10 protein-coding genes are annotated in these 11,967 nt (G+C 68.8%); 3 read left to right on the forward strand and 7 right to left on the reverse strand.

Annotation, left to right across the window (positions count from 1 at the left end; all coding sequences use genetic code 11):
* Nucleotides 1-88: 88 nt before the first annotated feature.
* Nucleotides 89-1,855: a proteasome ATPase gene (gene arc / locus ACZ4VL_RS39085; protein WP_468210301.1), complete on the reverse strand. Its 1,767-nt coding sequence runs from the start codon at nt 1,853-1,855 to the stop codon at nt 89-91.
* A 265-nt stretch (nt 1,856-2,120) separates the two neighbouring features.
* On the opposite strand from arc, the gene ACZ4VL_RS39090 reads away from it, so the two are divergent.
* On the forward strand, nt 2,121-2,450 hold the full coding sequence (locus tag ACZ4VL_RS39090; protein ID WP_385836708.1) for a ferredoxin: 330 nt from the start codon (nt 2,121-2,123) through the stop codon (nt 2,448-2,450).
* A 4-nt stretch (nt 2,451-2,454) separates the two neighbouring features.
* Here ACZ4VL_RS39090 and ACZ4VL_RS39095 read toward each other — a convergent pair whose 3' ends face one another.
* From ACZ4VL_RS39095 to ACZ4VL_RS39105, 3 genes are all read right to left on the reverse strand, one after another.
* Entirely contained in the window at nt 2,455-3,045 is a 591-nt protein-coding gene (locus ACZ4VL_RS39095; protein WP_468210304.1) for a hypothetical protein, read from the reverse strand.
* Between the two features lie 199 nt (nt 3,046-3,244).
* On the reverse strand, nt 3,245-4,156 hold the full coding sequence (locus ACZ4VL_RS39100; protein ID WP_361095999.1) for a tRNA (adenine-N1)-methyltransferase: 912 nt from the start codon (nt 4,154-4,156) through the stop codon (nt 3,245-3,247).
* A gap of 18 nt (nt 4,157-4,174) precedes the next feature.
* Nucleotides 4,175-5,308: a site-2 protease family protein gene (locus ACZ4VL_RS39105; protein ID WP_468210316.1), complete on the reverse strand. Its 1,134-nt coding sequence runs from the start codon at nt 5,306-5,308 to the stop codon at nt 4,175-4,177.
* Between the two features lie 264 nt (nt 5,309-5,572).
* On the opposite strand from ACZ4VL_RS39105, the gene ACZ4VL_RS39110 reads away from it, so the two are divergent.
* Nucleotides 5,573-6,469, forward strand: a complete 897-nt coding sequence (locus ACZ4VL_RS39110) for a RecB family exonuclease (RefSeq protein ID WP_468210319.1) — start codon at nt 5,573-5,575, stop codon at nt 6,467-6,469.
* A 64-nt stretch (nt 6,470-6,533) separates the two neighbouring features.
* Complete coding sequence (locus ACZ4VL_RS39115; protein ID WP_361095993.1) at nt 6,534-7,208, forward strand: response regulator transcription factor; 675 nt, start codon at nt 6,534-6,536, stop codon at nt 7,206-7,208.
* Nucleotides 7,209-7,301: 93 nt separating this feature from the next.
* Here the strand turns inward: ACZ4VL_RS39115 and ACZ4VL_RS39120 are convergent, their stop codons facing one another.
* The 3 genes from ACZ4VL_RS39120 to ACZ4VL_RS39130 all read right to left on the reverse strand — a co-directional run bounded on the left by ACZ4VL_RS39120 (nt 7,302) and on the right by ACZ4VL_RS39130 (nt 11,739).
* Nucleotides 7,302-8,882, reverse strand: a complete 1,581-nt coding sequence (locus ACZ4VL_RS39120; RefSeq protein WP_468210308.1) for an ABC transporter substrate-binding protein — start codon at nt 8,880-8,882, stop codon at nt 7,302-7,304.
* Between the two features lie 68 nt (nt 8,883-8,950).
* Nucleotides 8,951-10,555 (reverse strand): ABC transporter substrate-binding protein, encoded by a 1,605-nt coding sequence (locus ACZ4VL_RS39125; protein ID WP_468210311.1) that lies wholly within the window; start codon nt 10,553-10,555, stop codon nt 8,951-8,953.
* 482 nt (nt 10,556-11,037) lie between these two features.
* Nucleotides 11,038-11,739, reverse strand: a complete 702-nt coding sequence (locus tag ACZ4VL_RS39130; RefSeq protein WP_468210314.1) for an HAD family hydrolase — start codon at nt 11,737-11,739, stop codon at nt 11,038-11,040.
* Between the last annotated feature and the right edge of the window lie 228 nt (nt 11,740-11,967).

Genomic DNA, 11,967 nt, shown 5'->3' on the forward strand with positions numbered 1-11,967 from the left:
CCCCCCCCCCCCCCCCCCCCGCTTCCCCCCCCCCCCCCCCCCCCCCCCCCCCCCCCCCCCCCCCCCCCCCCCCCCCCCCCGCCTCCGATCAGAGGTACTGGCCGGTGTTCGCCACCGTGTCGATGGAGCGTCCGGTGTCTGCGCCCTGCTTTCCGGTGACGAGGGTGCGGATGAAGACGATCCGCTCGCCCTTCTTTCCGGAGATGCGGGCCCAGTCGTCCGGGTTGGTGGTGTTGGGCAGGTCTTCGTTCTCCTTGAACTCGTCCACGCAGGCCTGGAGGAGGTGGGAGACGCGCAGACCCTTCTGGTTGTGTTCGAGGAAGGCCTTGATGGCCATCTTCTTGGCCCGGTCGACGATGTTCTGGATCATCGCGCCGGAGTTGAAGTCCTTGAAGTAGAGGACTTCCTTGTCGCCGTTGGCGTACGTGACCTCGAGGAAGCGGTTCTCCTCGGTTTCGGCGTACATCTGCTCGACGACGGTCTGGATCATGCTGTGGACGGCGACCTCGGAGGAGCCCTGGTGCTCGGCCAGGTCGTCGGCGTGGAGCGGGAGGGAGGCCTTGAGGTACTTGGCGAAGATGTCCCTCGCGGCTTCGGCGTCCGGGCGCTCGATCTTGATCTTCACGTCGAGGCGGCCGGGGCGGAGGATCGCGGGGTCGATCATGTCCTCGCGGTTGGAGGCGCCGATGACGATGACGTTCTCCAGGCCTTCCACGCCGTCGATCTCGGCGAGGAGCTGGGGGACGATGGTGTTCTCCACGTCCGAGCTGACGCCGGATCCTCGGGTGCGGAAGAGGGATTCCATCTCGTCGAAGAAGACGATGACGGGGGTTCCCTCGCCGGCCTTCTCCCGTGCGCGCTGGAAGACGAGGCGGATGTGGCGTTCGGTTTCGCCGACGTACTTGTTGAGGAGTTCGGGGCCCTTGATGTTCAGGAAGTAGGACTTCCCGGCGGGCTGGCCGGTGACCTCGGCGACCTTCTTGGCAAGGGAGTTGGCGACGGCCTTGGCGATGAGCGTCTTGCCGCAGCCGGGCGGGCCGTAGAGCAGGATGCCCTTGGGGGGCCGCAGTTCGTGTTCCTTGAACAGGTCCGGGTAGAGGTAGGGGAGCTCGACGGCGTCGCGGATCAGCTCGATCTGGTCGCCCAGGCCGCCGATCTTGTCGTAGTCGATGTCCGGGACCTCTTCGAGGACGAGTTCTTCGACCTCGCTCTTGGGGACCACTTCGTAGACGTAGCCGGAGCGGGGTTCGAGCAGGAGGGCGTCGCCGGGGCGGATGGTGGCGTCCAGCAGCGGCTCGGCGAGCCTGACCACCCGTTCCTCGTCGGTGTGCCCGATGACCAGGGCGCGCTCGCCGTCCTCGAGGATTTCCTTGAGGGTGACGATGTCCCCGGCCCGCTCGAATTCCATGGCCTCGACCACGTTGAGGGCCTCGTTGAGCATGACCTCCTGGCCGCGCCGGAGCTCGTCCGGGTCGACGCTGGGGCTGACGTTCACGCGGAGCTTGCGGCCCCCCGTGAAGATGTCGACGGTGCCGTCCTCGTTCGACTGGAGGAAGACTCCGAATCCGGCCGGCGGCTGTGCGAGCCGGTCGACTTCCTCCTTGAGGGCGACGATCTGGTCGCGTGCCTCACGGAGCGTATTTGCCAGTCGTTCGTTTTGTGCGGATACGCCGGCCAGGTTTGTCTGGAGCTCGACGATCCGCTCCTCGAGAATCCTCGTGTGTCGCGGAGAGTCGGCGAGCTTTCGTCGCAGGACGGCGATTTCCTGCTCGAGATAGGCAACCTGGCCGGCGGGGTCCTCGGACCCCCGCCCCGGCCGGATGCCGCGGTTGATGTCGTCGTCGTGGGCTGCCACGGTCCTCACCTCCTCCAAGGGGAGCTGGACGCTTCCTGACCCTACCTGGGCTGGTGGTGATTGAAACCCCTAGATCACAAAGACGGTAGAGGTGTGTCCGATCTTCACCCTTGCGTACTCCCTCACGCCAGGGGAATACCCACCCTTCAACATCGGAAAGCAGCCGGTTGTAAGGTCGAGGAGTTCAACACCCGTCAGCCTGGACGCGACTTGCCGCCGGCACATGGCGGGAATCGGATCATTCAGGGCAGGAACGGCGGGAGATATGACCGTGCAGCAGGAGGCAACCGGCGGGGGCGCTGCGGACGGCGGGCAGGCCGGGGAGCCGCTGGAGGTCTGGATCGATCAGGACCTGTGCACCGGCGACGGGATCTGCGTGCAGTACGCGCCGGAGGTGTTTGAGCTGGACATCGATGGTCTGGCGTACGTGAAGGGCGCCGAGGACGAGTTGCTGGTGGAGCCGGGGGCGACGACCCGGGTTCCGTTGCCGCTGCTTCAGGACGTGGTGGATTCGGTGAAGGACTGCCCGGGTGACTGCATCCACGTGCGGCGGGTTGCGGACGGGGTCGAGGTCTACGGTCCCGACGCGGAGTGATGGTTCAAACACTCCCGGCGGATGTCTGCGTCAGCTCCTGGCGGAATTTTCCGCCGCTCCAGCGCCACTTGGCGAGTTGCTCGATGTCGGGGCTGTAGCGGGGGACCTCGGGTGAGGAGTAGCCGAGGAGGTGTGCGGTGATGAGGCCGTCACGGATCGTGAGGTCGGTGGCGGTCTGTCGGCGTGTGGTGTCGAGGAGGGTGGCGACGACGCGGGGTGGGGCGCCGTCGGTGGGGTTCTGGGCGAGTACGTAGATGGCGTGGGGCGGGGTGCCGGATCCTGCGTCGCAGCGGACGGCGGCCACGGTCTCGGGGCGGTGGTCGCCGTCGAGGTCGCCCTGGGCGGTGGCGGTGACGGCTACGGGGGCGCCTTTGCAGTCGAGGGGCCAGGTGGCGGCGGCCGGGTCGGGGGCGGGTGCGGGGGTGGGTCGTGCGGCGGGTGCGGGGCTGGCGGCGGTGGCCTCGGGTTGGAGGAGTCCCGCCCCGGCTATGACAGCGGCCATGGCGCAGGCGGTGGCGAGCCAGTGGAGGGGCCTGGTGGTGCTGTGGGCCGGGTTGTCGAGGGTGGGGGCCGGCGTGGCGGTGCGGTGCGGCACGCGGGGTGTCTCCTGTGCGGGCGGTGACGGTGACGGCGAGCCAGCATCGTGTCACACCTCACAGGAGGGTGGAACGGGTGGGTCGGCGGTCCGCTGCCCGTGTGCCCGGACAACGTGAAGGCGCTGCGGTGCAGTTCCCGCGGATGGCGGGGGAACTGCGCCGCAGCGCCTGTGTGTTGTGCGTGGGCGGGGCCGTTGGTCAGCCGCGGTCGCCGGAGGCGGTCGGGCTGCTGCCCGGGCCTTCGTAGTCCTCGCCGTACGCGCCCTTGGCGGGGCGGCGGCGGCGCATCGGGGGCTCGACGCCGTCGGCGAGGCGGCGGGCGGTGACGAGGAAGCCGGTGTGTCCGATCATCCGGTGGTCGGGTCGGACGGCGAGGCCCTCGACGTGCCAGTTGCGGATCATCGATTCCCAGGGCTGCGGTTCGGCGAAGCAGCCGATCTCGCGGATGGACTCGACGGTCTTGGACAGCTGGGTGGTGGTGGCCACGTAGCAGCACAGGATGCCGCCGGGGACCAGGGCCTTGGAGACGGCTTCCAGGCATTCCCAGGGGGCGAGCATGTCGAGGATGACGCGGTCGACGTCGGTGTCGGACAGGTTGTCCTGGAGGTCTCCGACGGTGAGCTGCCATGCGGGGTGGGGGCCGCCGAAGTAGCGCTCGACGTTCTCCTGGGCGATCTGGGCGAAGTCCGCGCGGCGCTCGTAGCTGTGGAGCATGCCCTGGTCGCCGATGGCGCGCAGCAGGAAGCTGCTCAGGGAGCCGGAGCCCACTCCCGCTTCCACGACGCGTGCGCCGGGGAAGATGTCGGCGAAGGCCAGGATCTGGCCCGCGTCCTTGGGGTAGACCACGGCGGCGCCGCGGGGCATGGACAGGACGTAGTCGGGGAGCAGGGGGCGCAGCGCGAGGTACGCGACGTTCCCCGTGGTTCGGACAACACTGCCCTCGGGAGCGCCGATCAGCTCGTCGTGCGGGAAGGAACCCTTGTGGGTGTGGAAGTTCTTCCCGGCTTCGAGCGTGAACGTGTAGTGGCGTCCCTTGGGGTCGGTGAGCTGGACCTGGTCCCCGACCTTGAAGGGCCCGCGACGGCGGGCGGCACCGGTCGGTTCGGACATGTGACCAGTGTATTGGCTTCAGGGGCGGGGCCGTGCCATGGCCTTCACGAAGGCCTTTTCGACGTCGAGGGTGGACAGGACGCCGTAGACGTGGCCGCTGTTTTCGAGGACGAGGTATTCGGTGGCGGGGGTGGCGCGGAGGTGGTCGAGGAGTTCTTCGCCGGTGAGCTCCGCGGAAACCTTCATGCCGTCGGTGAGGTCTTGGGCGAGGGTGTTGACGGCGACCCAGGGGCGGCGGTGTTCGGGGACGGAGGCGATGGCGCTTTCGCGGACGATGGCGGTGGGTTCGCCGTGGCCGTCGACGATGACGATGGCGCGGGCGCCGTAGGCGTTGGCGCGGCGCAGGGCTTCGGAGAGGGGTGTGGTGTTCTCGACGGGGACGGCGCGGCGGGTGAGGGTGCGGGCGCGGAGTTCGGGGAGGTGTTCGCGCAGGCGGGCCATGCGCAGGCTGTTGCCGGCGCCGGTCCAGATGATGGCGGCGAGGATGGCGGCGAGGAGGGCGTCCATGACGGTGCTCATGCCGCCGATCTCGTCGCCGGGGGTGCCGAGGAGTCCGGTGTGGGTGATGAGGGGGAGGCCGAGGAGGACGGCGATGGCGAGGGCGCGGCCGACCCAGGCGGCGGCGATGGTGCCGGTCATGGGTTTGCCGGTGATGCCCCAGATGACGGCGCGGAGCATGCGGCCGCCGTCGAGGGGGAGGCCGGGGAGGAGGTTGAAGGCGGCGACGAGGAGGTTGGAGATCATGAGGCCGGCGAGGATGACGCCGGGGACGGTGGCGGGGTCGACGGCGTTCATGCCGAGGTAGAAGGCGCCGGCGAGGAGGAGGGAGAGGAGGGGTCCGACGAAGGCGAGGACGAATTCGCGGCCGGGGGTTTCGGATTCCTTCTCGATTTCGGAGACGCCGCCGAAGAACTGGAGCTGGATGCGCCGTACGGGGAGGCGGAAGCGGAGGGCGGCGACGGTGTGGGCGAGCTCGTGGACGAGGACGGAGGCGTAGAAGGCGACGGCGAAGAAGAGGGAGACGAGGTAGCGGGCGGGGCCGAGGTCGGGGAGGACGCGGTCGAGCTGGTCGCCGAAGACCCAGGTGATGAGGGCGGCGACGAGGAACCAGCTGGGCGAGACGTAGACGGGCACGCCGAAGGGGCGGCCCATGAGGATCCCGCCGCCCGGTCCGGGGCGTTTGCCCGGGCGCTGGCCGGTCTCGTCGGTGTCTGCCACTGCTGTCCTTCGTTCGGTGCTGTCCGGCGTGGGTGGGGCCGGTGGTGTTCCCAGTGTGGTTCACGGGCCGTCCGGCGGGTCGGGCCGGGGCTGCGTGGTAGCGCGGTGTGATGCTCCGATCATGCAGTGCGAGGGGGCCCGGCGTCGATGGTATGCGCGTGGCTGTCCGTGGCGGGTCGTAGGGTTTTGTGCATGACGATGAGCCCCGGTTCCCTTGCCGGCGCCTCGGATGCCGATGTGGCACCGGGCGTGGCGGTACCCGTTTCGCTGTCGCCTTCGCGGGCGAGTGATTTCATGCAGTGTCCGCTGTTGTACCGGTTTCGGGTGATCGACAGGTTGCCGGAGAAGCCGAGTGCGGCGGCAACGCGGGGGACGCTGGTGCATGCGGTGCTGGAGCGGTTGTTCGACGATCCGGCGCAGGAGCGGACGGCGGTGCGGGCGAGGGCGTTGGTGCCGGGGCAGTGGGAGCGGCTGCTGGAGGCGAAGCCGGAGCTGTCGGAGTTGTTCCCGGATGGGGACGAGGGGGTGGGGCTGGCGCGTTGGTTGTCGGAGGCCGAGGCGCTGGTGGAGCGGTGGTTCACGCTGGAGGACCCGACGCGGCTGGAGCCGGTGGAGCGGGAGTTCTTCGTGGAGGCGGAGCTGGAGTCGGGGCTGCGGTTGCGGGGGATCATCGATCGGGTGGACGTGGCGGCGTCGGGTGAGGTGCGGATCGTCGACTACAAGACGGGCAAGGCACCGCGGCCGGAGTACGCCGAGGGTGCGTTGTTCCAGATGAAGTTCTACGCGTTGGTGGTGTGGCGGCTGAAGCGGGTGGTGCCGCGGCGGCTGCAGCTGGTGTATCTGGGCAGTGGTGACGTGTTGACGTACGACCCGGTGATGGCGGACCTGGAGCGGGTGGAGCGCAAGCTGCTGGCGCTGTGGGAGGCGATCAAGGAGGCGACGGCGACGGGTGACTGGCGGCCGCGGCCGACGAAGTTGTGCGGTTGGTGTGATCACCGGGCGGTGTGTCCGGAGTTCGGGGGTACTCCTCCGGTGTATCCGCTGCCGGTGGTGCCGCGCCAGGGGGTCGGTGGGGCGCGTCCGGCGGAATCCTGATCATCCGATGAGGGCAGAATGGGGGCGTCCTGCCGAGTGGCCTTACGAATCAGAGGTGTCCCCCGTGGCGATCCGCGTCCTCCTGGTCGATGACCAGCCGTTGCTGCGCACCGGCTTCCGGATGATCTTGGAGGCGGAACAGGACCTGGCGGTGGTCGGGGAGGCCGGGGACGGTGTGCAGGCGCTGGAGCAGGTGCGGGCGTTGCAGCCGGACGTGGTGCTGATGGACATCCGGATGCCGCGGATGGACGGGGTGGAGGCGACCCGGCAGATCACCGGGCCGGGGCGGGACGGTCCGGCGAAGGTGCTGGTGCTGACCACGTTCGATCTGGACGAGTACGTGGTGCAGGCGCTGCGTGCGGGGGCGAGCGGCTTCCTGTTGAAGGATGCGCCGGCGCATGAGTTGGTGCAGGCGATCCGGGTGGTGGCGGGTGGTGAGGCGATGCTCGCGCCGAGCATCACGCGGCGGTTGTTGGACAAGTACGCGGAGCACCTGCCGTCGGGTGAGGAGCGGGTTCCGGACACGCTCGGTTCGCTGACGGAGCGTGAGGTCGAGGTGTTGAAGCTGGTGGCGCGGGGGTTGTCGAACGCGGAGATCGCGGCGGACCTGTTCGTCAGTGAGACCACGGTGAAGACGCACGTGGGGCACGTGTTGACGAAGTTGGGGTTGCGCGACCGGGTGCAGGCGGCGGTGTACGCGTACGAGAGCGGTCTGGTGCGGCCGGGCGCTGCGCAGTAGTGCCGCGGGCCGGCGTGCCCGGTGCGGAACGGAACCGGCCCGTGCCGCCTCCGGGGGGAGGTGGCACGGGCCGGTTTCGTGTGCGTGGGCCTGTCAGCCCTTGGCGATCTCCCAGAAGCGGAAGACGGTGGAGGCGTCGAGCGACCACTGCAGGCCGGTGACGTTCTGGCGGGTCACCGCGTACTGCTTGCTCTGCCACAGGGGCAGGAGCGGGATCTCGTCGGCGACGATGTCCTGCAGGCGGGTGTAGTCGGGGGTGGCCGCGGTGCGGTCGGACTTGGAGGCGGTCGCCGGGATGATCGTCCCGGTGATCTCCTTGTTGTCGTAGTTGTTGCGCAGCACGCTGTCCGGTCCGAAGAACGGCTGCGTGAAGTTGTCGGCGTCGGGGTAGTCGGGGACCCAGCCGCGGACGTACACGCCGTACTTGCCGGCGTCGATGTCCTTCTCGTACTGGTCGTAGTCGACGGACTTGACCTCGGCGTCGAACAGGCCGCTGTCGTTGAGCTGCTTGGCGATCAGCTGCATTTCCTGGTCGGTGGCCGGACCGTAGCGGGCGGGCGTCGAGTACAGGCTGAGCTTGACCTTGTCCTTGATGCCGGCGGCGCGCAGGACGGCCTCGGCCTTCTTCGGCTGGGGGCTGCCGCCGTAGCGGTCGAAGAAGGCGGTGGTGTGGGAGCCGATGCCGGCCGGGATGACCGAGTACAGCGAGGTGGCGGTGCCCTCGTAGACGTCCTTGACGAGCGCTTCGCGGTCGACGAGGTAGGCGATGGCCTTGCGGACGGGGAGCTTGCCGACGACCTCGTCCTTCATGTTGAAGACGAGGTGCTGGACCTCGGCGCCGGTGCCCTGGACGACCTCGACGTTGTTGTTGCCGGTCTTGGTGGAGGACAGGCTGGCGATGTCCTTGGCGGCGAGGCCGCGGAAGGCGAAGTCGACGTCGCCGCTCTCCAGGACCTTCTTCAGGGCGGCCTGGTCGTGGTTGAAGAACTTCAGCGTGACGCCGGTGTTCTTGGCCTTGGCCTTACCGGTGTAGGCCTCGTTGACCGAGAAGTTGGCGCTCTTCTCGTTCATGGAGTCGAGCTTGTAGACGCCGGAGCCGATGGCCTTGTTGTCCGTGCGGAGCTTGTCGGCCGGGTACTCGCTGCTGTCGACGATGGAGCCCGCACCCGAGGCGATCTTGCTGGGGAAGGTCGCGTCGGAGGTCTTGAGGCGGAAGACGACGGTCTTGTCGTCGGGGGTGTCGATGCCGGCGATCGACGACAGCATGACGGCGGGGCCGTTCGGGTCGTTGATCTTCAGCGTGCGCTCGAAGGAGAACTTGACGTCCTTCGAGGTGAGGGCGTGGCCGTTGCTGAACTTCAGGCCGGCGCGCAGGGTGCACTTGAACACCTTGCTGTCGCCGCCCTCGAAGTTGCAGGCCTGGGCGGCGTCGGGCTCCGGAGTCGTGCCGCCCTTGGGGAAGCTCAGCAGCGACTGGAAGACGTTGTTGAAGAGCAGCCAGGAGCCCGGGTCGTAACCGGAGGCGGGGTCGGTGGACTTCACCTTGTCGGATATGCCCATGACCACGCCCTTGCCGCCCTCGGCGGCGGGGCCATCGGTCGAACCGCAACCGCTGAGCAGCGCGGCGGCGGTGGCTGCGCCGAGCGGGGCTGCCAACCACTGGTTACGTCTCATCGCACGAACGTCCTTCTTGCTGAATCGTTGCGCCGGCCTGCGACACCCGCCGCCGGTTGCTGTGCTCGTCAGCCGCTGACACCGCGGCCGAGTTCCCACAGCTGGAGGTCGGAGATGGCGTTGACCGACCACTCCACTCCGGTGATCCCGTCGCGCGCGGCGACGTACTGCTTGCCCTGCCACAGGGGCAGGACGGGCACGTCCTCGGCGACGATGTCCTGCATCTCCGAGATCGCGGGGCCGGCGACGTTGCGGTCGACGGCCTTGCGGGACTCGGGGATGAGCTTGGTGCGCACCGTGCTGTTGGCGTACGGCGTGCCCAGGAAGTTGTCCTCGCCCAGGAAGGGGGCGAGGAAGTTGTCGGGGTCCGCGTAGTCGGGGAACCAGCCGAGCCCGTAGGCGGCGTAGTCGCCCTTCTTCTGCGCGGGGCGGAAGTCGTTCCAGTCGGAGCCCTGGACGGTGATGTCGAACAGCTGGGTGGAGTTCAGCTGGTTCTTCAGGGCCTCGAACTCGCTGGCCGTGCCGTCGCCGTAGTGGTCCTTGGTGTAGTTCAGCGTCAGCTTGACCGGGGTCTTGATGCCGGCGTCCTTGAGCAGGGCGGCGGCCTTGGCGGTGTTGGCCTCACCGTACTTGTTGCGGAACGAGTTGACGTGGCCGGCGACGGATGAGGGGACCAGGGAGTACAGCGGCTGGGCGGACTTGCCGTAGACCTTGGAGATGACGGCGTTGCGGTCGACGGCGGCGGCGAGGGCCTGCCGTACGGCCTTGTCCTTGACGGCCGGGGCCTCGGTGTTGAAGCCGATGTAGCGGATCTCCAGGCCGGGCATCTGGGTCAGCTTGACGCCCTTGGGCGGGTTCGCGGCGAACTCGGTGATCTGGGCGGGCGACAGGGTGCGCGAGATCATGTGGATGCGCCCGTCGGTGAGCGCCTTGCCCATGGCCGTGGAGTCGTCGAAGGTGCGCAGTTCGACCTTGTCGTTCTGCAGCTTGAGGTCGCCCTTGTAGTTCGGGTTCTTGGTGAACACGGCGCGGACCAGGTGGTCGCCCTTGACCTCGGCCTTCATCGTGTACGGGCCGGAGCCGTCGACGGCGAAGCCGCCGCGCAGCTTCTTGGCGTCGTAGTTCTTCTCGCTGATGATGCCGGCGGCGGGCGTGGAGAGCTTGTGCGGGAAGGTCGCGTCGGGGGCGTTCAGGTGGAACACGACCGTGTCGGCGCTCTTGACCTCGACGGTGTCGATGGTGGACAGCAGCGAGGAGGGGCCGTTCTCGGCGTTGATCGCGCGGACGCGGTCGATGGAGAACTTGACGTCCTTGGCCGTGAGGGGCTCGCCGTCGGCGAACTTCAGGCCGGGACGCAGGGTGCAGCGGTAGCTCTCGTTGCCGGTGTCGGTGAAGCGGCAGTCGGAGGCCGCTTCGGGGACGGGCTGGCCGCCGCCGCGGGGGGTGTGCATCAGGGTCTGGACGGTCTGCCGCAGGACGTTCCAGGTGCTGGCGTCGTAGGCGTACGCCGGGTCGAACGGTGCGGGGGCGTAGTCGGCCGCCTCGTACCGGTCGGTGGTGCCGACGACGATCGCTCCGGTTCCTGCTCCTCCGCCCGTGGCGCTGCCGCAGGCGGCGAGCGTGGGGGTGAGCAGTCCGGCCGCGGCCGTCAGCACCAGGGTCTTGCGGTTCATGCTGGAAGTACTCCCTTGACCGGCACTTGTTCAAAGCGGCGTAAAGGGCACCTCGCGACGGTCGCCCGTTCAGGGCGGAACGATCGGGCCGGTTTTATGACGATCGGTCCACACAATCCCGACACAGGGGTATGCGTCCGGGAGTGCTGCGGTGTGGCGGAGTGCCCGCGTCGACATTAGTGGGCTATGAGGGGATGGCTTGAACTGGCAGGACTTGGGGTGTAATCGCACGGTGATGGGAGCGGACTGCCTGTCAGTGCCGGGGGCGTCCCAGATGGGGTCAGGAGATCACCAATCCGGACACAAGGGAACCTTGCCGAGCCCCGGGACAGGTCGGTCGGGGGCGTTTCGGGTGACGAAGGTCACCCGGCCCGGGTGCCACGGAAAGGATGGGATTCCGGCCGCCCGGCCATGGAACGAAAGATCGTTCCGGGGGGCCGGTGGTGCCGGGTCCGGCCCGCCCGGAACGGAGCGTGCGCGGGTCAGTTCATCGGGGTGATGAGGGCCTGCAGGAAGGCCAGGTCCACGTCCTCCAGGGAGCGGACCACGGTACGCCCGGGGGCGGGGGCGATGAGGCCGACCGAGGGGACGGCGACGACGCGGCAGCCGGCCGCCTCCGCGGCCGCGACGCCGGTGGCGGTGTCCTCGATGACGGCGCAGCGCGAGGGGTGGGCGCCGAGGGTGCGGGCGGCCAGCAGGTAGGGGTCCGGGTGCGGCTTGGTGCGCGGCACCTCGTCGCCGGCCACGGTCATGGCGAAGCGCTCGGGGCCGAGGGAGCGCAGGATCCGGTCGATGACCCGCCGGTGGGAGGCGGAGACGAGGGCCGTGGGCACGTTGTGCCGGGCCAGCTCGGACAGGAGCCGCTCGGCGCCCGGCATGAGCGGCACCTGCTCGGCGATCCGGGCCTCGAAGCGCTCGTTGAGCAGGACGCTCAGTTCGGCCAGGTCGACGACCACCCCGGTGGCCTCGATCAGGAAGCCCAGGCTCCGGCTCATCGGCCCGCCGACGACGACGTCCCGCCAGGACTCCTCCAGCCGGTGGCCCAGTTCGGCGAAGACGTCCACTTCGGCGTCCCACCAGAAGCCCTCGGTGTCGACCAGCGTCCCGTCCATGTCGAGCAGCACCGCCTGCAGGGCCGATCCGTCGGCCGTACGGGCGATGGAGACGGGAACGGTACTGGTCATGCGCACACCTCGCGGAAGGGACGAGAAGGCCGGTCGCCTCTTCCCGCGCAGGGCTACCCCCGGGGAACAGGCGACCGGCCTGTATGGGACCGACTAGTGTACGTCCAACTGCCTCAGCGTGCGTTGAAATACTTCGCTTCGGGGTGGTGGATGACGATCGCGTCGGTGGACTGCTCCGGGTGGAGCTGGAACTCCTCCGACAGGTGGACCCCGATCCGCTCGGGCCGG

Source organism: Streptomyces sp. NPDC029014 (assembly GCF_055564695.1).

Coding starts and splice junctions, on each gene's coding strand:
- ACZ4VL_RS39090 (WP_385836708.1), top strand. CDS start 2,121: ATGACCGTGCAGCAGGAGGCAACCGGCGGGGGCGCTGCGGACGGCGGG.
- ACZ4VL_RS39100 (WP_361095999.1), bottom strand. CDS start 4,156: ATGTCCGAACCGACCGGTGCCGCCCGCCGTCGCGGGCCCTTCAAGGTC.
- ACZ4VL_RS39105 (WP_468210316.1), bottom strand. CDS start 5,308: ATGGGCCGCCCCTTCGGCGTGCCCGTCTACGTCTCGCCCAGCTGGTTC.
- ACZ4VL_RS39110 (WP_468210319.1), top strand. CDS start 5,573: ATGAGCCCCGGTTCCCTTGCCGGCGCCTCGGATGCCGATGTGGCACCG.
- ACZ4VL_RS39120 (WP_468210308.1), bottom strand. CDS start 8,882: ATGAGACGTAACCAGTGGTTGGCAGCCCCGCTCGGCGCAGCCACCGCC.
- ACZ4VL_RS39125 (WP_468210311.1), bottom strand. CDS start 10,555: ATGAACCGCAAGACCCTGGTGCTGACGGCCGCGGCCGGACTGCTCACC.
- ACZ4VL_RS39130 (WP_468210314.1), bottom strand. CDS start 11,739: ATGACCAGTACCGTTCCCGTCTCCATCGCCCGTACGGCCGACGGATCG.